Annotated in this window: 17 protein-coding genes and 1 pseudogene; 10 read left to right on the top strand and 8 right to left on the bottom strand. The window is 73.9% G+C overall.

The window, feature by feature from the left end; translation table 11 throughout:
- Positions 1-13 precede the first annotated feature (13 nt).
- On the top strand, positions 14-1,399 hold the full coding sequence (locus ACZ3KJ_RS17455; protein ID WP_467527822.1) for a transcriptional regulator: 1,386 nt from the start codon (positions 14-16) through the stop codon (positions 1,397-1,399).
- 211 nt (positions 1,400-1,610) lie between these two features.
- Entirely contained in the window at positions 1,611-3,362 is a 1,752-nt protein-coding gene (locus ACZ3KJ_RS17450; RefSeq protein ID WP_467527820.1) for a hypothetical protein, read from the top strand.
- Positions 3,363-3,721: 359 nt separating this feature from the next.
- On the opposite strand, the gene ACZ3KJ_RS17445 is transcribed toward ACZ3KJ_RS17450, so the two are convergent.
- A complete protein-coding gene (locus tag ACZ3KJ_RS17445; RefSeq protein WP_467527818.1) occupies positions 3,722-5,047 on the bottom strand; it encodes an ABC transporter substrate-binding protein in 1,326 nt (441 codons plus the stop codon).
- Between the two features lie 117 nt (positions 5,048-5,164).
- Between ACZ3KJ_RS17445 and ACZ3KJ_RS17440 the strand changes: the two genes are divergently transcribed.
- Positions 5,165-5,668 (top strand): SCO4402 family protein, encoded by a 504-nt coding sequence (locus ACZ3KJ_RS17440; RefSeq protein ID WP_467527817.1) that lies wholly within the window; start codon positions 5,165-5,167, stop codon positions 5,666-5,668.
- Between the two features lie 138 nt (positions 5,669-5,806).
- The gene (gene purU / locus ACZ3KJ_RS17435; protein WP_467527815.1) at positions 5,807-6,691 is read left to right on the top strand and encodes a formyltetrahydrofolate deformylase; all 885 of its coding nucleotides are present in this window, start codon (positions 5,807-5,809) and stop codon (positions 6,689-6,691) included.
- Between the two features lie 66 nt (positions 6,692-6,757).
- On the opposite strand, the pseudogene ACZ3KJ_RS17430 reads toward purU, so the two are convergent.
- A pseudogene (locus ACZ3KJ_RS17430) lies at positions 6,758-6,989 on the bottom strand (TetR/AcrR family transcriptional regulator); the annotation flags it as partial.
- A gap of 440 nt (positions 6,990-7,429) precedes the next feature.
- Between ACZ3KJ_RS17430 and ACZ3KJ_RS17425 the strand changes: the two are divergent.
- On the top strand, positions 7,430-7,735 hold the full coding sequence (locus ACZ3KJ_RS17425; protein WP_467527813.1) for an RICIN domain-containing protein: 306 nt from the start codon (positions 7,430-7,432) through the stop codon (positions 7,733-7,735).
- Between the two features lie 49 nt (positions 7,736-7,784).
- Here ACZ3KJ_RS17425 and ACZ3KJ_RS17420 read toward each other — a convergent pair whose 3' ends face one another.
- Both ACZ3KJ_RS17420 and ACZ3KJ_RS17415 read right to left on the bottom strand, forming a co-directional pair.
- Positions 7,785-9,074: a maleylpyruvate isomerase N-terminal domain-containing protein gene (locus ACZ3KJ_RS17420; RefSeq protein WP_467527811.1), complete on the bottom strand. Its 1,290-nt coding sequence runs from the start codon at positions 9,072-9,074 to the stop codon at positions 7,785-7,787.
- The gene (locus ACZ3KJ_RS17415; RefSeq protein ID WP_467527809.1) at positions 9,071-9,652 is read right to left on the bottom strand and encodes a sigma factor; all 582 of its coding nucleotides are present in this window, start codon (positions 9,650-9,652) and stop codon (positions 9,071-9,073) included. The genes ACZ3KJ_RS17420 and ACZ3KJ_RS17415 overlap by 4 nt, the downstream gene beginning before the upstream one ends.
- Positions 9,653-9,990: 338 nt before the next feature.
- On the opposite strand from ACZ3KJ_RS17415, the gene ACZ3KJ_RS17410 reads away from it, so the two are divergent.
- From ACZ3KJ_RS17410 to ACZ3KJ_RS17400, 3 genes are all read left to right on the top strand, one after another.
- Entirely contained in the window at positions 9,991-10,371 is a 381-nt protein-coding gene (locus ACZ3KJ_RS17410; protein ID WP_389521493.1) for an STAS domain-containing protein, read from the top strand.
- 149 nt (positions 10,372-10,520) lie between these two features.
- A complete protein-coding gene (locus ACZ3KJ_RS17405) occupies positions 10,521-11,033 on the top strand; it encodes an EF-hand domain-containing protein (protein WP_467527807.1) in 513 nt (170 codons plus the stop codon).
- Positions 11,034-11,766: 733 nt separating this feature from the next.
- Positions 11,767-12,288, top strand: coding sequence for an ATP-binding protein (locus tag ACZ3KJ_RS17400; protein WP_467528076.1), 522 nt, complete (start codon positions 11,767-11,769; stop codon positions 12,286-12,288).
- Positions 12,289-12,874: 586 nt separating this feature from the next.
- Here the strand turns inward: ACZ3KJ_RS17400 and ACZ3KJ_RS17395 are convergent.
- Positions 12,875-13,879, bottom strand: coding sequence for a GlxA family transcriptional regulator (locus ACZ3KJ_RS17395; protein ID WP_467527805.1), 1,005 nt, complete (start codon positions 13,877-13,879; stop codon positions 12,875-12,877).
- 71 nt (positions 13,880-13,950) lie between these two features.
- Between ACZ3KJ_RS17395 and ACZ3KJ_RS17390 the strand changes: the two genes are divergently transcribed.
- Positions 13,951-15,264: an MFS transporter gene (locus ACZ3KJ_RS17390; RefSeq protein WP_467527803.1), complete on the top strand. Its 1,314-nt coding sequence runs from the start codon at positions 13,951-13,953 to the stop codon at positions 15,262-15,264.
- On the opposite strand, the gene ACZ3KJ_RS17385 is transcribed toward ACZ3KJ_RS17390, so the two are convergent.
- From ACZ3KJ_RS17385 to ACZ3KJ_RS17375, 3 genes are all read right to left on the bottom strand, one after another.
- Positions 15,150-15,809, bottom strand: coding sequence for a hypothetical protein (locus tag ACZ3KJ_RS17385; RefSeq protein ID WP_467527801.1), 660 nt, complete (start codon positions 15,807-15,809; stop codon positions 15,150-15,152). The two genes, ACZ3KJ_RS17390 and ACZ3KJ_RS17385, sit on opposite strands and share 115 nt — an antisense overlap.
- A gap of 54 nt (positions 15,810-15,863) precedes the next feature.
- Positions 15,864-17,057, bottom strand: coding sequence for a flavin-containing monooxygenase (locus ACZ3KJ_RS17380; protein WP_467527799.1), 1,194 nt, complete (start codon positions 17,055-17,057; stop codon positions 15,864-15,866).
- A 283-nt stretch (positions 17,058-17,340) separates the two neighbouring features.
- Positions 17,341-18,975, bottom strand: a complete 1,635-nt coding sequence (locus ACZ3KJ_RS17375) for a subtype B tannase (RefSeq protein ID WP_467527797.1) — start codon at positions 18,973-18,975, stop codon at positions 17,341-17,343.
- Between the two features lie 336 nt (positions 18,976-19,311).
- On the opposite strand from ACZ3KJ_RS17375, the gene ACZ3KJ_RS17370 reads away from it, so the two are divergent.
- Complete coding sequence (locus tag ACZ3KJ_RS17370) at positions 19,312-19,920, top strand: GNAT family N-acetyltransferase (RefSeq protein ID WP_467527795.1); 609 nt, start codon at positions 19,312-19,314, stop codon at positions 19,918-19,920.
- The last annotated feature ends 139 nt before the right edge of the window (positions 19,921-20,059 follow it).

Genomic DNA, 20,059 nt, shown 5'->3' with positions numbered 1-20,059 from the left:
GGGGGTAGTGCCCATGGCCGCAAGGCCTCTTGTCGCGCGGCAGCCGAACGAACGGTTGCAGGCGCTCATCCAGGAAGCGGGTTGCTCGAACGCCGGGCTCGCCCGCCGCGTCAACATGTGCGGCGCGGAGCACGGCCTCGACCTGCGCTACGACAAGACGTCCGTGGCCCGCTGGCTGCGCGGACAGCAGCCGCGGGGACGCGCCCCGGCGATCATCGCCGAGGCGCTGGGCCGCAAGCTCGGCCGTACGGTCACGATCGACGAGATCGGCATGGCCAACGGCAAGAACCTCGCGTCGGGTGTCGGACTCCAGTTCTCGCCGACGGTACTGGGGGCCATCGAGCAGGTCTGCGAGCTGTGGCGCAGTGACGTGGGCCGCCGGGACTTCCTCTCGGGGTCGTCCGTGGCCGCCTCGGCGCTGGTCGAGCCGAGCCGGGACTGGCTGATCTCCTCCCCGGACGCGCAGGTGGCGCGCTCGGCGGGCCCGCGGGTGGGGCTGTCCGACGTGGCGGCCGTCAAGGCGATGACCCAGGCGCTGGTCGACCTGGACCACCAGTACGGCAGCGGGCACGTGCGCCCGGTCGTCGTGCACTACCTCAACAGCGTCGTCTCGGGCCTGCTCGCCGGGTCCTACCGGGAGGCGGTGGGGCGGGAACTCTTCGCGTCCGTGGCCCGGCTGACGGAGCTGGCCGGCTACATGGCCGTCGACACCGGACAGCCGGGGCTCGCCCAGCGCTACTACATCCAGGCCCTGCGCCTCGCCCAGGCGGCCGGCGACCGCGGCTACGGCGGTTACGTCCTCGCCGCCTCCATGAGCCACCTGGCCGCGCAGCTCGGGAACCCGCGCGAGATCGCCCAGTTGGCACGGGCGGCGCAGGAGGGCGCACGGGGGCGCGTGACGCCGCGGGCGGAGGCGATGTTCCACGCGGCCGAGGCCCGTGGACACGCGCTCATGGGCGACGTACGGGCGGCCCAGGAGGCGGCCGGCCGGGCGGTGGCGGCACTGGAGGCGGCCGATCCGGCGGCCGGCGACGACCCGTCGTGGATCGCGCACTTCGACGAGGCCTATCTGGCCGACGAGTTGGCGCACTGCCACCGCGATCTCGGCCAGGCCGAGGCGGCGGCCCGGTGCGCCGAGCAGTCCCTGGCCGGGCATCCGCAGGGGCGGGCCCGCCGGCGGGCCATCGGATATGTGCTCCTGGCCACGGCGCAGGTGCAGCAGCGCGAGGTGGAGCAGGCCTGCAACACCGGTACGAAGGCGGTGGAGTTGCTGGAGACCCTGCGCTCCAACCGGGGCGCGGAGTACCTGGAGGACCTCCAGCAGCGGCTCCAGCCGTTCCGGGAGGAACCCGTGGTCAGGGAGTTCGGGGCCCGGCTGGACCTCCAGGCCGCCGCGTGAACGGACGGAGCGTCAGTGCGTGAACACCGGGGAACGGCCCGTCGTCGCGCGGGGCCCGGCGGACACGGCGCACGGCGCTCCGGTTCCGTCACACATCTCACACTCGTCCCATTGGGAGGGAGATCACGTCCTGAGCTGCGTGGCACGGGGTTCCGCCGACCCGGTAGCGTGAGCCGACGATTCCGAAGGTCCCCCATCAGTTGGAGTCCCGGTGACGCAGAGTGGACAGGGCGAGGAGCCCTCGGCGCGGCCCGCGCGCGAAGGCATCGTGCTGCCCTCCGACGGCGGGGAACCCCTGCTGCCGGGCATGACGGGCAGTTCCCCCGACGGCAGGCGGCCGTACGGGCAGCAGGCGCCGCCGCCGGTGTCCGCGCCGTCCGGCGGGCAGACCTGGGGCGGGCCGTGGGGCCCCGAGCAGCAGCCGGGCGGCCAGGGCTGGCCGCCCCCGGCGGACGGGCAGTGGGGCGCCGCCCCGCAGCCCGCGGGCCACGACGCGTGGGGCTCCGGGGCCCGCCCGGGCGCCGCCCCGCTGCCGCCCGAGGGCGCCCCGGCCCCGTCGTACGGCCACGGCGCGCCGTCGGCCCCGCTGCCGCCGCCCGCCGACGCCGCCACCCAGTACATCCCGCCGGTCCCGGCCGGACCCGTGGACGACGGCGCGACGCAGTACATACCGCCCGTGTCCGCCGCCCCGGTGGACGACGGTGCGACGCAGTACATACCGCCGGTGCCCGCGGCCCCCGTGGACGAGGGCGCCACGCAGTACCTGCCGCCGGTGGGACCGGGTGCCCTGCCCCCGGAGGCGCCGTCGGAGCCGGCCCACTTCCCGGGCCACTCGGCCGGCCACGGCCCCGGCCCGATGCCGGGCGGCGCGCAGCCCGGCTCCTTCCCGGGCGCGGGCGCGGGCCACGTCCCGGGCGCCCCGGCGTACCCCGGCGGCCCGGCGCACGCGGGCGCGGGGCACCTGCCCGGCGCCGGTGCGCACCCCGGCGCCCACCCCGGTCCGCTGCCCGGTGCCGCGCACCCCGACTCCGAGGCCACGCAGTACATCCCGCCGGTGACCGGTCAGCCGCCGTACGGCGGGGGCGGCGCGGACCGGCAGCCGCCCGCGGAGTTCGAGAACCTCTTCCGGGGCGGGCCCGCGGACGACGGACCGTCCGGGTCGACGCAGCAGTTGCCGCAGTTCTCCGCGCCCGAGCCCGCCGGACACGGCGGTTACGGCGCCGGGCCCGGTCACGGGTCCGACCGGTCCTCGTACGCCCCGCCCGGCGGCGGGGGCGGGCGGCGCGCCGCGCGGGACGACGACGACCACGGGCGTGGCCGTGGCGGCCGCACCGGATCGCGGGTGCCGCTGTTCGCCGCGGTCGGCGTGGCGATCGCCGTCGTCGGGATCGGCGCGGGAGCGCTGCTCGCCGGCGGGGGCACGAGCGACCAGGGCGACGACAACAAGACCGTGGCGGCGTCCGCGCCCGCCACCGAGGCGTCCCCCTCGGCGTCGGCGGCCGACCCCGCCGAGCAGCAGGCGATCGCGCTGGACGCGCTGCTCGCGGACAGCGGCAGCAGCCGGGCCACCGTGATCGGCGCGGTGGCCGACGTGAAGAAGTGCAGCAACCTCGCCCAGGCCGCCAAGAACCTGCGGGACGCGGCGACGCAGCGCACCGAGCTGGTGACCAGGCTGTCCGGGCTGAGCGTCGACCAGCTCCCGAACCACGCCGCGCTGACCACCGCGCTCACCAAGGCGTGGCAGGCGTCCGCGTCCGCCGACAACCACTACGCGGCCTGGGCCGACCAGGTCGCCGCCAACAAGAAGAGCTGCAAGAAGGGCCAGGCCCCGACCACCGCCCAGACGCAGGCCGGCAACCGCGAGAGCGGCACCGCCAGCACCCAGAAGACCCAGGCCGCCGCGATCTGGAACCAGATCGCCGCGACGTACGGACTGACGGAGCGCCAGCCGACCCAACTGTGAGGCCTGACGGCCGGCCCGGCTCCGAGGCTTGGCGGCCGGCCCGGCTGTAGAGGCCTGCGGGCCGGACCGGCTGTAGAGGCTCGTTCGGCCGCACCGGCTCTGAGGCTTGGCGGCCGGACCGGCTCCGAGGCTCGTCGGCCGCACCGGCTGTTAAGGCCTGCGGGCCCGATCGGCTGTAGAGGCGCGGCGGCCGGCCCGGCTCCGAGGCCCGCCGACCGCACCGGCTGTAGAGGTCCGCCGGTCAGCCCGGCTGGGCGCCCTGCCGGTCGGCCCGGCTGTGAGTCTCGTCGGCCGGCCCGGCTGTGAGCCCGCCGGGGAGGGCCGCCCGGCGGGGAGTCCGGCCGGTCGGCCCGGCGGGCTCAGTCGACGTCCGCGTTCTCCAGCGTCTTCGTCACGTCGACGAAACCGTCCCGGGCGGCCACCAGCCGGCCCTTGCGTACCGTCTGGAGCGTCACGTCGGCGTTGACCAGGCGCGGGAAGCCGATGGAGGCGAGCTTGTCGCTGAACTCCCAGCGCAGGGTCGGCGTGAGACCGCCGGTGCTGATCTCCAGCCCGTCGTCCAGGGCGCCGCGCACGCTGTCGGCGGTCACCTCGCCGCTGCCCAGCGACTCCACGACCCGCCGGAACACGGTGTAGGCGATCCAGGTGGTCTGCACCCCGGTGTCCGACGCGTCGATCCGGGTGTCGGAGAAGGCCTGCTCTTTGACGACCTTCTTCATCGCGTCCCAGCGCGAGTCGTCCGCGACCGGGTACCAGCCGGTGACGTACGACCCCTCGAAGGGGCCGGTGGCGCCGCCGGTGGAGTTGATCACCGCCTGGTCGACGCTGCCGAGGACGGTGGCCGTACGCACGGCGGGGTAGTCCTCGCGGGTGCGGCGGAAGGAGTCCATGTAGGTGCTGGTGCGGTCGCCGAGCGCGGGAACCACGCACCCCTTCCCCTCGGCGCCGTCGCCGCCGTCGGTGGCGTACTCCAGGGCCGCCTCGGCCTGCGCCGTGTACTGGGCGGCGTCCTCCGCCGCCAGCTGGTCGTCGGCCGCGTCGTGCCCGCCCGCCTTCAGCCCGGCGTCGAGCATGGCGGGCAGCGCGTCGCCCGCGATGGTGTCGGGGCGGACGAGCGCGACGGATCCGCAGACCGCGGCGAGTTCCCTGCCGAGTCCGGCCAGCAGCGCCGGCGCCCCGCCGTTGACCGGGTAGGAGAGGGGGCTGGTGAACTCCTCGTTGGTGACGCCGTAGCCGCCGATGTAGGGGATGCCGGCGCCCTCCAGGGGCGGCAGGAAGGACTCGGAGTGCTGGCTGTAGGAGCCGATGACGGCGACCGCCCCCTCCTTGACCGCCCGCCGGGCGCACTTCGCGGCGGCCACGGTGTCGTTGTGGTCGTTGCAGGTCAGGACGGTCAGTTCGCGGCCGCCCAGCCCGCCGTGGGCGTTGATCCAGCGGGCGTAGGCGCGCGCGAAGGCGGGCATTCCGGGCTTGTTGGTCGCGGCCGTGCCCTCGGGGGCCCAGGTCATCACGACGATCGGATCGTCCCCGGAACCCCCCGTGGTGCCGGGGACGATCCCGCATCCCGCGGCGAGTGACGCGCAGGCGATCAGGGCACCCGCCGACAGGGCGGTGGCTCTGACGGATCGGGTGAGGCGGAGGTACCTGGGGAGGAAGGTGCTTCGCATGCGTCGCCTGCCGGTCATGAACCCGCACGATTCCGCCACATCACCAACCGCCGAGTGACTCTTGGTCAACGCTCGGTGACATGCAGGTGAATTACCGGGGCGAGTGGGACGCCCGGGACACGGAACGTACGATCGATGACCGTGCAACAAGGTTCGGAGAACTCTTCCCGTCGCAGCCGTCGCTCCTCCACCATGGGCGGCATGCCACTCAACGACATGCCGTGGTGGCGCTGGCGCAGCAATGTGCGCTCCGCGCTGCACATGCTCTCCGACCCGCTGTTCCAGCGGGACGTCTGGCTGGCCGGGGTCGAGGGGTACGGCGACGTCACCGACGCCGTGTACCGCCTGGTCGAGGACACCTGGCTGGACAACTGGTCCGCCGAGAAGTACGTCGGCACGATCTTCCGCGACTCGCAGGAGGCGGCGCTCGTCGACACCGCCGTGCTGCGGGTGCTGCGGATCATGCACCAGGTCGGCCCGGACGCGCCGGTCTCCGCCTACATGGACCACCAGGCGTGGCCGGAGGCGGTGCGGGCGGCCCGTGACGCGCACGTGCGGATGGCCGTGTCCGACGGGGAGGACCCGGACGCGCCGCCGCGCACGCTGGAGGTGCTGCGGATCCTGACCCGGTCCGCGTAGGCAGGCAGGCCGGTCCCGTGGGCAGGCCGGTCCGCGTAGGCAGGTCGGTCCCCGGAGGCCGGGGAGGGCGTACCGGGGCGGGTCCGTCCTGCGGACGGAGTTCCACCGGGCCGGTGCGGTCGTGAGACCCTGTCGTGCATGAGTGAGCAGTCCACCCGAGCCGCGGCGGCCCCCGCCGACCAGTACGTCCTCACCCTGTCCTGCCCCGACAAGCAGGGCATCGTGCACGCCGTGTCGAGCTACCTCTTCATGACCGGGTGCAACATCGAGGACAGCCAGCAGTTCGGCGACCACGACACGGGTCTGTTCTTCATGCGCGTGCACTTCTCGGCGGAGCCCCCGGTGACCGTGGACAAGCTGCGGGCGAGCTTCGCGGCGATCGGCGACTCCTTCCACATGGACTGGCAGATCCACCGGGCCGACGAGCGGATGCGGATCGTCCTCATGGTCAGCAAGTTCGGCCACTGCCTGAACGACCTGCTGTTCCGCGCCCGGATCGGCGCACTGCCGGTGGACATCGCGGCGGTGGTCTCCAACCACACCGACTTCGCCGAGCTGGTGGCCTCCTACGACCTTCCCTTCCACCACATCCCGGTGACGAAGGACACCAAGTCCGAGGCCGAGGCGAAGCTCCTGGAGATCGTCCGCGGGGAGAACGTCGAACTGGTCGTCCTCGCCCGCTACATGCAGGTCCTCTCCGACGACCTCTGCAAGCAGCTCAGCGGCCGGATCATCAACATCCACCACTCCTTCCTGCCGAGCTTCAAGGGCGCCAAGCCGTACCACCAGGCGCACGCGCGGGGCGTGAAGCTGATCGGCGCGACGGCGCACTACGTCACCGCGGACCTCGACGAGGGGCCGATCATCGAGCAGGAGGTCGAGCGGGTCGGGCACGACGTGACCCCGGACCAGCTGGTCGCGATCGGGCGGGACGTGGAGTGCCAGGCGCTGGCGCGGGCCGTCAAGTGGCACGCGGAGCGCCGGATCCTGCTGAACGGGCGGCGGACGGTCGTCTTCGCCTGACCCGTTCCCCGGCTTTCTCTCCCGGGCTCACCGAGCCGTCCTCCTGACCCGTTCCCCGGCTCTCCCTCACGGGCTCACCGAACGCCAGATCCGCTCCGGCAGGATCCCGCGCGGCGTCGTCGGGGTCGACGTCGTCGACCCCGGAGAGCCAGCGGCGGGCGACGCCGATGACCGGTCCGAGGACCAGCGACTCGATCAACGCCAGGGGGAGCGGGGCGAGTTCCCCCGACTCGACGTGGGGCCGCACCCACTGGGCGAACGCCGAGATGCGCGCCTCCTGGGAGTCGCGGAGTTCCTTCGAGCAGGGCGGGGCGAAGGGGGACGAGGAGGCGACCGGGCGGAAACCCGGGCGCCGTCGCCGGACCCGCATCCTCCTCGCCGTCGTCCCCGTCGTGGTGATCGTCGGCGGGACGACCCTCGCCGTCCAGCACCTGCCGTACACGTCCGCGCCGGGGGCGGCGGAGGCGGAGGCCGGGGCGGGGGCCGGGGCGGGGGCCACCCCGTCCGTCACCGTGACGGCGCCGACCGCCGTCGTCACCCCGTCCGCCGCGGGCGGCAGCCCGTCGGGCACGACGACACCGACGGCGTCACCGGCCGCCGGCGGGCAGGCGGGCGCGGAAGGGACCGGCGGACAGGTCCGGCTCGGGCACCTCCGGCGGTACGTCGACGTCGACCACCGCCCCCGCCTCCGGCACCCATCGCTACCGCAACGGCGACAACGACAACTGCCTCACCACCGTGTACGGCGCCGCGGACGACGGAAGCTGCTCGGACGCGAGCTCCTCGTGGACCGTCCGCAGCGCGTCGGGCGGGAGCTTCCAGCTCGTCAACGGGCAGAGCGGTCAGTGCCTGTCCGCCAACATGCTCGGCCAGGCCGTCTTCGTCGCCGCGTGCGACGGGGGCGCCGCCCGGCTGTGGCGTTCCGGATCGGGCGGCAGCCTGGTGAGCGTCTCCATCGGCGGCTGCCTCGACCTCGCCCTCGGCGGCGGGGTGGCGGCGACGACCTGCGCGGGGGAGGCGTCCCAGCGCTGGTCGGCGGTGTGACGACAGGGCCCGGGGGCGGTGCGGGGGCGGTCGGTGACCGGGCGGCGGCCTACATCCGGCTCAGGGACGCCGCCGCGAACAGGACGTCCCTGATCGCCTCCGGGTCCCCGACCTGTCCCGCCGCGGCCTCCTCCGGCGACACATGGCCCGCCGCCAGCCGGCAGAACTCCACGTCGTCCAGGGCGACATGGGCCACCTCGTGGTCGGCGGAGCCCACCGCGGCGGGGGAGTCCAGCGGGATGAGCCACTCGCCGCCGCCCGAGCCCTCGATCTCCAGCCGCAGACTGCGGCCGGGCCGGCCGGCGGTCACCAGGTGCCGGCTGCGCCCCGGCGCGGCGAGGCCCGCCCGCCGCCGTTCGGCCAGGGCGCCCGGCAGCAGGCGGGCGGCCAGGTCGATCATGTCGTGCAGGTGGCGCGGCGCGGGCGGCGCGTAGGGGTAGTCGACGGCCTCCGCGATGTCCTCGGCGTGCACCCAGCACTCGAAGGCCCGGTCGGCGAGCGCGTCCCGCAGCGGCAGCTCGAAGCCGCCGTACGACACCGGCAGGGTGCCGCGGCCGCCGCCGGTGAAGGAGACCGTGCGGACGACGGCGTGGGTCTGCTCCCGCCACGGCGCGCGCACGGTACGCGTCGGCGGGAAGCGCGAGGCCCCCCAGTACGCCTCCGTCCGCTCGGCGGGCGTCTCCGCCGGCTTGTCCCCGGGCAGCGGGTCCTCCAGGCCCAGGGCGACGGCGATCAGTCCGTCCACCGCGAGCAGGTGCGCGATGACCCCGGCGACGGTCGTACGGCGGCTCGTCCCGTCCTCGCCCCCGAACCAGCGCAGCCGGACCGGCGCGTGCCACTCCGCGTCCCCGAAGTCCTGGAGCAGGGCGTCCAGGCGGGCGGTCTCGGCGTCGTACGACGTGGCCCACGCGGGCACCGGGACGCGGGGCGGGCGCCGGTCCAGGCAGCCGTCCAGGACGCGGGTGCGCAGGTTGGGGTCCAGGTCGAGGCTCTCGGGCCGCTGGAGCAGGCCGACCGCCTCGCGCAGCCGCCGGGCCTCGTCGGCGCAGGTGCCGCAGCCGCCCAGGTGCTCCTCCACGGCGGCGGTCTCCTCGGCCGAGCAGGCGGCCAGCGCCCACGCGCCCAGCAGCGACTTCAGCACGGGGTGCTCCAGACGCGGGGGCGTCGGGCCGGCGGGCACCGTGGCGGACAACGGCGGCGGACCGCCGGTACCGTCCGCACCGCCGGAGCCGCCGGGACCGTTCGCACCGCCGGAACCGCCGGCCGGGCCGGCGGCGCTCGGAGCGCCGGGGGCGTGGGCGTCGTCGTCGAACGCCGCGAAGCGTTCCGTGCCGCTCATGCCGCGCCCCCGTATTCGGGCGGTGCGCCCGGGGCGGCGGTGTCGTGGGCCGTGGAGAGCAGTTGCAGGCCGAGACGGAGGCGGCGGCGGGCCTCGTCCTCGGTGATGGCGAGGTCGGCGGCGGTCTGGCGGTAGTCGCGACGCTGGAAGTAGGCGAGTTCGAGGGCGGCCCGCAACGGGGCCGGCATGGACTGGACGATGTAGTCGGCGCGGGCGGCGACGGAGGCGTGGCGGACCTTGTTCTCCAGTTCCTCGGTGCTGCCGGGGCCGCCGCGGGCCAGCGCCGCGGTCTCGGTGGCGCGCAGCCGCTGCACGGCGAGACGGTGGGTCAGCGCGGCGACATAGGTGCGCAGCGGGCCCTGCGCGGGGTCGTAGGCGTCGGGGTGCTGCCAGACATGGGCGAAGACCTCGCGGGTGATGCCGTCGGCGGCCCGTTCGTCTTCGAGCACACGATGAGCAAGTCCGTGCACGAGCGAAGCGAAGCGGTCATAGAGCTCACCGAGGGCGGCGGCCTCGCCGCGCGCGAGCCGCTGCTGCATCTTGCGGTCCCAGCGGGGTGGTGCGTCCTTCCGCGCCATGCGACCCCCTCGTCGTGCTCGTGTCTGCGTCCAGCGTGCGTCCACCGTCACCTCGAATGTAGTCGGCACGTCCGATGCCGCACGCCCCTTTGATGCAATGTGCGCCCCCTGCCGGGCGGAGGGTGGTATAGGGCGTTGCCTACCCGGCTCGGTACTGATCAGACCCGATCGGATCAGTGCAAGATTGATCAACAAAGATTGAACAGGACTGAATATGACAGGAATCGGCCTCTTTTCTTGAGTGGCCGTTTTCCGTGCGGCGTTTCGGGGCACGGCCGCTGGGCAGCCGCGCTGCAAGGAAGCGAAGGGACGACTTCCGTTTACGGCGAGCGAAGGGCGTGGTGGTGGCGTTCAAAGTGACCGGCGGCGAGCGGGGTGGATGGGCCGTGCTCCACGTGTCGGGCGAGCTGGACCTGGTGACGTCGCCGGTGCTGCGTCAGCGGGTCCACGACGTGGTGGCCGAGGGCCGCCACAGCCTCGTCCTGGACCTCTCCGAGGTGCATTTCTGCGACTCCAGCGGCGTCGGCGTCCTCATCGCCGCCCGCCGCCTGATCCGGTCCTGCCGGGGCCGGCTGCGCCTGATCCTCCCGGCGCGCGGCGCCGTCGAGGACTCCCACGTCAACCGGGTCCTCGGCGCGTTGGGCGTCCGCCGGCTCTTCGACGTGTACGGCGATGTGGCGGAGGCCGTCGACGAAGGGACCGAACCCCTGTCCGCGTGACCCGCGCCACCCGCTCGGCCACACTCTTGTCCCGAAATTCCCCCTGTCTTGGCACAACCGTCACTCAGCCGCCACCGGAGCGTCGCCGGCGTCGTACGCTCCCTGCCGGAAGCACCCGCACGCGACGACGTAAGGCGGCCCGAGAAGACATGGTCAGCAGCGAGTACGAACGCAGGATCGCCGGCCGGTTCGCCACCTTCGACCAGGACGGCAACGGCACCATCGACCGGGAGGACTTCGGCGCCGCGGCCAAGGCCCTGCTCGCCGAGTTCGGCACCCCCGCCCGGTCCGACAAGGGGCAGGCCCTGTACGCCGGGGCGGAGGCCTTCTGGCAGGGCATGGCGGGGATCGCCGACCGCGACGGCGACCAGCGCATCAGCCGCGAGGAGTTCGTCAACGGCGCGGTCAAGCGGCTGCGCGACAACCCGGACCGGTTCGCCGAGATCGCCCGTCCCTTCCTGCACGCCGCCCTCGCCGTCGCCGACCCCGACGGCGACGGCCGCGCCACCGTCGAGGACACCGCCCGCGTCCTCAAGGCCCTCGGCGTCCCCGACGAGACCGCCCGCACGGTGGCGGCGGCACTCGGCGCCGGCGCCGACGGCACGGTCGGCGAGGCGGACATCGTGCCGGCGTTCGCCCGCTACTTCACCGTGTCGGAGTAGCCGGGGGCGATGGCCGCTTGACTGAACGGCAGTCAGACCCGCGTCCACACCGATCTGACATCACGTCAGGCATATAACAGGGTTCACCTGGGAGGCGGAGTCGCGGTCCGCACATAGGTGCACTCGATGTGCGTGCAACCACACGGAGGGTGACGAGAGGCCCCCTCGTGGCCCCTGGGTGCGGACACGGCGGCACGGCGCCGGCCTGCGGCGATGGATGACTGACGGCGCCGGTGTCGCGGATTGTGGCGTACTGCTGTCACGGAGCGTGAATTGCGGTTGTGTCCGAGGCGTGACCCGTCACGGCCCGGAGTCGGGGAGTCGCTCGGGTACCGTCTGTGAGATGCGACTGGTTCCGAGTGCGAGCCGTGCCGGTGGTGCCCCGGGGACGGTGCCGTACGCGAGGGTGCGCACCCCCGCTCCCAGGGCGGATGTGCGCCGGGGCCCCGTCTGTTCGACCCCCCGGGGCGAGCGTCGCACAGTATGCCGCACGGGTACTCCTTCGCGCTGGAATATGCCCGAAGCGCTTGTTGGGGTGACGGTGCGTCAACCAGGCTGTCTCGTAAGGGATTCACGTTCCGTCACGCTGCCTCTGGCCATTGTTCTGGTCATGCAGAAAATGGCTACGATCGTGGCTCTCGTCGTCATGGTGCTCGCGTGGCTTGCGTGGCTCACGTGGCGCGCGGCCATGTGTCCGCCGGTTCGGATGGTGTGAGCGGTGCAGGTGCTTCAAGTGCAGCTGGAGATCCGGCCCGACCCCGCTGAGGTGGGGCGGGCCCGGAGGTGGGCCCGTTCGCGCCTCGCCGGGTCCGGGATAAAGGCCGACGAGCCGCTCGCCGAGACGCTGATCCTGCTCGTCTCCGAACTGGTCACCAACGCCGTGGTGCACACGGGTTGTCCGGCCGTGCTGCGCCTCTCGCTGCCGCGCGGTGCCGGAGGGGAGGCGGGGGGCTCCACCGTCCGTCTGGAGGTGGCCGACGGCAGCAGCCGGGCGCCCGTGCCCCGGTGCGTGGACGGCGACGCCACGGGCGGCCGCGGTCTGGCCCTCGTCGACTGTCTCGCGGACCGCTGGGGCTGGAGCGTCGAGGGGCCCGGCAAGCGCATCTGGTGCGAACTCGACCGCTGTGCGCGGCCCCGCGCGGACGAGGCCGAGTGCGGGGGCGCGGCGGACCGCGGCGGCACGCCGTCCCGTCCCGAACCGGCGGTGGCCTACCGGGGGCCGGCGTACGAGGGGTTCGCCTGCGAGGCCGTGTGACGGCCGGCCCCGCGTCCGCGGCGTGATCCGAACGACAGGCCCAGGGGCGCACGGTCGACGGGTGCACGGGTGCGGTGACCGCGGTCGGCCGGTGTCCGGCGGGGGCACGGATGCGGGCGGTGCGGTCGGCCGGTGTCCGGTGGGTGGCGGTGCGCCGGGTGTGCTTCCGTGCGCGCCCACCGCAAAGAGGGCGTAAGTGATGAATCACCTAACGGGTGTTGACGGCGCGTGTCCGTTTGATCACGCTTGTGGTCGGTGATTCGCCGTGAGGGGACGACGAGGGTTCCGGTGACGGGAGTCCTCGCCGAGTGCGGGTCGCCGGTTCGGCGTCGGATCCCTCAGGGCCGAGGGGAACCGATGAGGGTCCCCCCGCTCGGGCGAGTCGCGAGTGGGGAGGCGTACGCCGAGTCGGACGGTGGCGCGCGCTGCCGTGCCCGGGGCGGGCCGGGGGCATCTCCCGCCCGGGTGCAGCCGGCAGGGGGAGGCGCGCCGCCGTCCGGCGTTTCCCCCGCTTCTCCACAGGCTGTGGACAATTCTTGACGACGCCGGGGACACCGCGAACGCCGTGGGCGCCGGGATCACCGGATCACGTCCGGACGGTGGCCCGGAAGGTGCGGCGGTAGGCCGTCGGTGTCACCCCGAGCGCCGCCTGGAGGTGCTGCCGCATCGACTGGGCGGTGCCGAAGCCGGCGTCCTGGGCGACCTGTTCGACGGACAGTTCCGTGGACTCCAGCAGGTGCCGCGCCCGTTCGACGCGCTGCCGGGTGAGCCACTGGCCGGGGCTGACGCCGACCTCCTCGCGGAAGCGGCGGGTGAAGGTCCGTACCGACATGGACTCCTGGGCGGCCATGTCCCGCAGCTGGATCGGTTCGTGGAGGCGGTCGAGGGCCCAGGCGCGGGCGGTGGTCGTGCCGGACAGCTGCGGATCGGGCACGGGCCGTTCGATGTACTGCGCCTGGCCGCCGTCGCGGTGCGGCGGGACGACCGTACGGCGGGCGACGTCGTTGGCGACGGCGGTGCCGTGGTCGCGGCGCACCATGTGCAGGCACAGGTCGATGCCGGCGGCGACGCCCGCCGAGGTCAGCACGTCGCCGTCGTCGATGAACAGCACCTCCGGGTCGACGTCGATCTGCGGGAACAGCCGCTGGAGGCGCTCGGCGTCGGCCCAGTGCGTGGTCGCGGGGCGGCCGTCGAGGAAACCGGCGGCGGCCAGGACGTAGACGCCGGTGCAGATGGAGGCGAGGCGGGTGCCGGGGCGCAGGTGGGCGAGGGCGGCGGCCAGCTCCTCGGTGAGCACGCCCCGCTCGTGGACCGGGCCCAGCTCGTAGGAGGCGGGGACGATCATGGTGTCGGCGGTGGCGAGGGCCTCCGGGCCGTGCTCCACCTGGATCGCGAAGTCGGCGTCCGTCTCGACCGGGCCGGGCGGGCGGACCGAGCAGGTCACGACCTCGTACAGATGCCGCCCCAGGGCGTCGCGGGGGCGGCCGAAGATGCGGTGCGGGATGCCCAGCTCGAAGGGGAGCAGCCCGTCCAGGGCGAGGACGGCGACGCGGTGCGGGCGGAACTGCGGTGCATCCGGCTCACAGGTCATGGCCCGATCCTAGCGAACCCTGTCTTTCGGGCCACTCGTTCGCGCGAGGCGGGTGTCGGAAGCTCGATGGCGTGACCCAGACAAGCGAAGCCCCAGCGACCGCCGTCCGTCGGGAGAAGCGGCCGACGCGCGTCCACCGTGCCTGGTTCGTCGCCGCCGTCACCTTCGTGACGATCATCGGCGCGGCCGCCTTCCGCTCCCTGCCCGGACTGCTCATCGACCCCCTGCACCAGGAGTACGGCTGGTCGCGCGGCACGATCGGCGCCGCCGTCTCGGTCAACCTCGCGCTGTACGGGCTCACCGCCCCGTTCGCCGCCGCGCTGATGGACCGCTTCGGCATCCGGCGCGTGGTCGCCGTCGCCCTGACCGTGATCGCGGTCGGCTCGGGCCTGACCGTGTGGATGACGGCGGCCTGGCAACTCCTGCTGTACTGGGGCCTGCTGGTCGGTCTCGGGTCGGGGTCGATGGCGCTGGCGTTCGCCGCGACGGTCACCAACCGCTGGTTCACCGAGCGCCGGGGCCTGGTCAGCGGCATCCTCACCGCGGCCTCCGCCTCCGGCCAGCTGATCTTCCTGCCGCTGCTGTCCTGGATGGTCACCCGCCACGACTGGCGCCCGGCGGCCGTCACGGTCGCCCTCGCCGCCCTCGCCGTCGTCCCGTTCGTCTGGCTGCTGCTGCGCGACCACCCGGCGGACGTGGGCCTGAAGCCGTACGGAGCACGGGAGTTCGTGCCGAAGCCGCCCCCCGTCACGGGCGCCGCGCGGCGCGCGGTCACCGTCCTGTTCTCGGCCGCGCGCACCGGCCCCTTCTGGCTGCTGGCCGGCACGTTCGCGATCTGCGGCGCCTCGACCAACGGCCTCGTCCAGACCCACTTCGTGCCCGCCGCCCACGACCACGGCATGCCCGTCACGGCGGCGGCCTCGCTCCTCGCCGTCATCGGTGTGTTCGACGTGGTCGGCACGGTCGCCTCCGGCTGGTTCACCGACCGCTTCGAGGCGCGCCGCCTGCTCGCGGTGTACTACGCGCTCCGGGGCGTCTCGCTGCTGTTCCTCCCGATGCTGCTGGCCCCCACGGTCCACCCCCCGATGATCTTCTTCATCGTCTTCTACGGCCTCGACTGGGTCGCCACCGTCCCGCCCACCCTCGCGCTCTGCCGCGAGCAGTACGGCGACGACAGCGCCATCGTCTTCGGCTGGGTCCTCGCCTCCCACCAGGTCGGCGCCGCCCTGGTCGCCTTCCTCGGCGGTGTCGCCCGCGACGTCTTCGGCTCCTACGACGTGGTCTGGTACGCGTCGGGGGCGCTGTGCGCGGCGGCGGCGCTGATGGCCCTGGTGATCCGGCGGCGCCCGGACGCCGGGACGGTCCGGCTCGCGGTGGCGGGCTGACCACCGGACCGCGCCGACCGCCGGGATCGCCGGATCGTGCCGACCGCCCGGTTCGCCGGATCGTGCCGACCGCCCGGTTCGCCGGACCGCGTCGACGTGCCGTTGTGGGGCCGGTCCGCGGGGCCGGCCCTACGGCGCCGCCAGGACCTCCTCCGCCACCCGCTCGCCCGACCGCACGGCCCCGTCCATGAAGCCCATCCAGGAGGTGGAGGTCTCCGTCCCGGCCAGTGGATCCCGTCGACGGGCTCCCGCAGGGCCGGGCCGCAGCGGGTCAGCACACCGGGCGGGGCGATCGCCACCGGACCGCCGCGGGTGTGGGCCTCGTTGTTCCAGCGCTGGAGCACGAAGGCCGTGGGGGACCGGGCCCGGCCGCCGAAGTACGTGGCGAAGTCCGCGAGGACGGCGGCCCGCACGGTGTCCGTCGGGGCCGCGTCCAGCTCGGGCGCGTCGACCGGGACGAGCTTCGCCATGCCGTCGAGCTCGGCCTGCACGATCGCCGCGTTGGCGAGCCCGGCCGCGTCGACCGGCGGACGGGCGGGCGACAACGCCCCGGTCGCATCCGGCACACGGGGCGGGCCGGGGCGTCGGGCGTGTCGTGGTCAGGGGCGGCGCAGGTGGGCGCGTACGGCCTTGGCGATCCGTTCCGCGTCGAGCGCGACCTCGCGCAGGGTGCCGCTGAGCGGCGTGGTGAAGCCGGTGAAGTACAGACCGGGCGCGTTCTTCGGGGTGCGGGGGCCGTGCGCGACGGGGAGGCCGCGGCCGTCGAGGACGCCGAGGTGACCGACCAGGCCGTCGAGGGCGCGTACGTAGCCGGTGGCGGCGACGACGGCGTCCGGGGAGATCCGGGTGCCGTCGGCGAGGACCACCTTGCCGTCCTCGAAGCCCTCCACGGCGGCCACCACCTCGACCCTGCCCCGCCGCACGGCGTCGAGCAGACCGACGTCCTGCACCGGTACGGCCCCCTGTCTCGCCCGGGTGTACAGCCCGGTGTCGGGGCGGGGCAGCCCCCGCGCCGACAGGTCGGGCACGCTCGCCCGCGCCAGCACCCGGGAGAGCCGGTCGACGAGGGCGACCGGGAGCCGGCGGACGAGGATGCCGCTGTACTGGGCGGCCCAGCCGGCGGTCGAGCGGCGCACGATGTGCGGCACGGTCCGCACGGCCAGCCGCACCCGCCCGGCGCCGCTCTCCACCAGGTCGACGGCTATCTCGGCGCCGGTGTTGCCGGCGCCCACGACCAGGACGTCCCGGCCGGCGTAGGGGGTGCCGTCGCGGTAGGCGGAGGCGTGCGCGAGGTCGCCGGCGTACGTCTCGCGGCCCGGCCAGTCCGGCAGGTGCGGGGTGTGGTTGTAGCCGGTGGCGACGACGACCGCCGAGCCCGTCAGCTCCCGGCCGCCGGAGGCGCGCAGCAGCCAGCCGGTGCCGTCGGCGGTGCGCTCGACGCGGGACACCTCGACGCCGGTGACCAGCTCCAGTTCGTGGTGCTCGGCGTACTTCTCCAGGTAGCGGACCACGTCGTCGCGGGCCGGCCACCGTCCGAACCGGCGCGGCATCGCGAGCCCGGGCAGGGCCGACAGGCGCCGGGTGGTGTGCAGGCGCAGCCGGTCGTAGTGGCGCCGCCAGGACGCACCGACCCGGTCGGACCTCTCCACCACCACGGCCCGTATCCCCCGGGTGCCCAGCGCGTACGCCGCGGCGAGTCCGGCCGGGCCGCCGCCGATGACGTAGACCGGGCGGTCGGCGGGGTTCGGGGCGGTGGGCGCGGAGGGGCTCGGGGACGGTGTGGAGTCGGCCATGAGCGGGAGCGTAATCAAGCACAGGATTGATGGGTCTCGGTCAAGACCGGAATCGGTTGCGGATTGATCACGCTTGCGGAGGCGGGTCTGCGGCCGGTGGCGTACGCCGCCCCGTCCTCGCCCTCCGAAAACAAGCCGCGCCGCCGGGCCCAGGTGCGCTGGGGTCCGGCGGCGCGGCGGACGGCGTCAGTTTTTATGACGGGAAACGGACGCCGTGTCCATGGGCCTCCGGGAGGCCTCCGGGAGGACTCAGGGAGAACTCCGGGAGGGGGAGGCCGGGTGGTTACTTCTTCTTGGCCCTGTAGCCCGAGACCTTCGCGATCCAGGCGATGAAGTCGCCCGGGTCGGTGTTGGAGCCGTGGCCCTCGTCCCAGTAGTAGAGGTGGCTGACGTCGTCGCCGAGGGTGTGCGCGGCGGCGGCGATGTTGGCGGAGACCGTCAGCGAGGTGTCGGAGTCCTTGGTGCCGAGACGGATCCACCAGTGCTTGGTGCGGTTCTCGTTGGGCTCGTCGACCAGGTGGTACATCGGGTTCATCAGGCGCAGCAGCTCGGGGATGTCGCTGTCGAGGCGCTTGCCGGTGAGCCCGGTGGTGTCGTTCTTCAGGCCGTACGCCGTGAAGTGGCGGGCGATGGTCGTGCCCTTGCCGAACTCGTTGTTCTCGCCCGTCGACAGGTCGAAGCCGTCGAAGGCCGGGACGGTCTTCTTGCGGGCGCCGACGTGGGTGAGGAAGTCCTCCCAGGTGAAGGACGCCTTGCCGTTCTTCCAGGTGATGAAGGTGTTGGCGGCCAGGTAGGTCTCGCGGTCGGAGTCCGACAGGGCGGCGAGGTAGGTGGTGGCCGACGGCTGGAGGTACTGCTCGACCAGGTACTCGTCGTAGTTGCGGGCGGTCAGCGTGCCGAAGCCGTCGAGGCCCTTGAGCTTCAGGCCGGCCTGGTACTCGGCGAACTGCGCCTGGAGCTCCTTCGACACCGTCTGGTCGACCTGCTTGCCGGTGGACAGGGCGTTGGCGCCCCAGTTCCACTCGTAGGCGCCGTCGGCGTGCTCCAGGTCGGCGATCGGGCACCAGGCGCCGGTCGCGAAGATCGCGTCGGAGGCGTCGGCCGCGCCGAGCTCCTTCAGGTACTTGGCGTAGATCGGGCTGTCGCCGGAGGCGCCGAGCAGGGAGGACAGGGCGCCGCCCGCGCTGGTGCCGGAGGAGACGATCCGGTCGGTGTTGCCGGGGATGCGGCCCTTGTTGGCGCGCACGTACCGCACGGCGGCCTTGAGGTCGACGATCGCGGCCGGGGCGACGCCGTAGTACTCGCCCGCGGAGTTCTTGAGGGTGCGGCCGCGGGCGCCGGGCTCGACGACGACGTAGCCGGCCGCCAGCGCCAGCTGCGGGAGGCTGACCATCTTGCCGGCGTTCAGCATGGCGTTGCCGCCGGAGGCGACCTCGCCGGTGCCGGTCGACGCGGAGGCGCTGGGGGCCGCGCTCGCGGAGGCGCCGCCGGTGCCGCCGGTGGGCGCGCCGGTCATCCCGCCGCCGCCCACGCCCGTCGCCTCCGCGACCGAGGACGGCATGTAGCCGCCCACCGAGTTCGCGAAGAGGATCGGCGCGTCGCTCGCGTCCACGGCCGTGCCGTCGATCTCGACGGGCACGCTGACGTTCAGGCTCTGGTAGGCCTCGTCGACCGGCTTGGCGACGTAGGTGATCGCCTTCCAGAAGTGGTACGTCACCTCGTGGTCGGTGCCGTCCGCGTCGGTGATCGTCGTCGTCAGCTTCGTGTAGGCCTCGGGGTCGAAGACCAGGGAGTCCGAGGAGGACGAGGAGTCACCGGACGCCTGCGCGGTCAGGGCGATGCCGCCCACTGCCGCGGCGCCGGCGGTGGCCCCGATGCCGATGACGACGGACCTGCGCTTGACTGCCCTGTGCTTCACGGTTCGACTCCTCGCTTCCTACGGCTTGCGGGTGTGAACGTAGTAGCAGTGCCGACAAAATTGCCAACAATCAGCGAATTTCATGGCCGATGCACAGCTTCATGGTGACTCCACAGGCTGGCCGGGCGTGCGCGCGGGCCGCGCGGAACGGGAGGTCGGCGCACCGGGGCGCCGTGTGCGCGGGGGTGGGCGTGCGGGGCCACGGAGACGGGGGTGCGGCTCGACGGCCAGTGTGGCAAGTGGCGGTGATGGGCCGTCAGTCAGGTGGTCGGGTCGGCTCGCCTGGGGGGAGAGCCGGGGCGCGTCCGCCCGGTCGGGCGGGTGTTCAATGACCGGATGACCGACATCCGCGAGCCGCTCGTTCTTCCCGCCGCCCCGGTCCTGCAAGGTCACGGCCTGCGCCTTCGTGCGTGGGACCCCGCGTCCGACACCGATGTGAGCGCCTGGCTGCGGGGCGTGGCCGACCCCGACTTCCTGCGCTGGAACACACCGCTGCGGACGGTCACCGACGCCGACGGCGCGCGGGAGTCGCTGCGGGCGAGGGCCGCCGACGCGGAGGCCGGTACGGGCATCACCCTCTGCGTCACGGACGCCGGTGACGGGACGGTCCTCGGCCAGATCGGGCTCGCCGCCGTCGACGCCGTCCAGAGCGTCGCCACCGTCGGCTACTGGGTCCTGCCCGAGGCCCGCGGCCGCCAGGTCGCCACCCGGTCGCTGCTGCTGGCGGCACGCTGGGCCTTCACCGGACTCGGCCTGCACCGCCTGGAACTGGGCCACGCCCTCGGCCACGAGGCGTCCTGCCGGATCGCCGAGCGGTGCGGCTTCCCGTACGAGGGGACCCTGCGCGGTGCGATGTGGGAGGCGGGCCGCAGGGACGCCTGGCGGGACGTCCACCGCCACGGCCGCCTCGCGACGGACCCGGAGCCGGACCTCGGGGGGCTGTGAGGGGCCGGCCCGTCTGCCCGCGGGCGGGTGGCGTCGGTGCCGGGTGATCTGTACCGGGTGGTCAGCGCCGGGCGATCGGTGCCGGTTGGTCAGCGCCGGGCGATCGGTGCCGGTTGGTCAGCGCCGGGCGATCGGTGCC

It is taken from the genome of Streptomyces sp. NPDC003248, from assembly GCF_055563235.1.
The sequence above is the reverse complement of the archived record's forward strand: the minus strand, read 5'-3'. Positions and strand labels throughout refer to the sequence as shown.

What these genes read in the sequence shown, in the direction of transcription:
- ACZ3KJ_RS17455 (WP_467527822.1), top strand. Translation starts at nt 14, where the DNA reads ATGGCCGCAAGGCCTCTTGTCGCGCGGCAGCCGAACGAACGGTTGCAG.
- ACZ3KJ_RS17445 (WP_467527818.1), bottom strand. Translation starts at nt 5,047, where the DNA reads ATGACCGGCAGGCGACGCATGCGAAGCACCTTCCTCCCCAGGTACCTC.
- ACZ3KJ_RS17440 (WP_467527817.1), top strand. Translation starts at nt 5,165, where the DNA reads ATGACCGTGCAACAAGGTTCGGAGAACTCTTCCCGTCGCAGCCGTCGC.
- purU (WP_467527815.1), top strand. Translation starts at nt 5,807, where the DNA reads ATGAGTGAGCAGTCCACCCGAGCCGCGGCGGCCCCCGCCGACCAGTAC.
- ACZ3KJ_RS17420 (WP_467527811.1), bottom strand. Translation starts at nt 9,074, where the DNA reads ATGAGCGGCACGGAACGCTTCGCGGCGTTCGACGACGACGCCCACGCC.
- ACZ3KJ_RS17415 (WP_467527809.1), bottom strand. Translation starts at nt 9,652, where the DNA reads ATGGCGCGGAAGGACGCACCACCCCGCTGGGACCGCAAGATGCAGCAG.
- ACZ3KJ_RS17405 (WP_467527807.1), top strand. Translation starts at nt 10,521, where the DNA reads ATGGTCAGCAGCGAGTACGAACGCAGGATCGCCGGCCGGTTCGCCACC.
- ACZ3KJ_RS17395 (WP_467527805.1), bottom strand. Translation starts at nt 13,879, where the DNA reads ATGACCTGTGAGCCGGATGCACCGCAGTTCCGCCCGCACCGCGTCGCC.
- ACZ3KJ_RS17380 (WP_467527799.1), bottom strand. Translation starts at nt 17,057, where the DNA reads ATGGCCGACTCCACACCGTCCCCGAGCCCCTCCGCGCCCACCGCCCCG.
- ACZ3KJ_RS17370 (WP_467527795.1), top strand. Translation starts at nt 19,312, where the DNA reads ATGACCGACATCCGCGAGCCGCTCGTTCTTCCCGCCGCCCCGGTCCTG.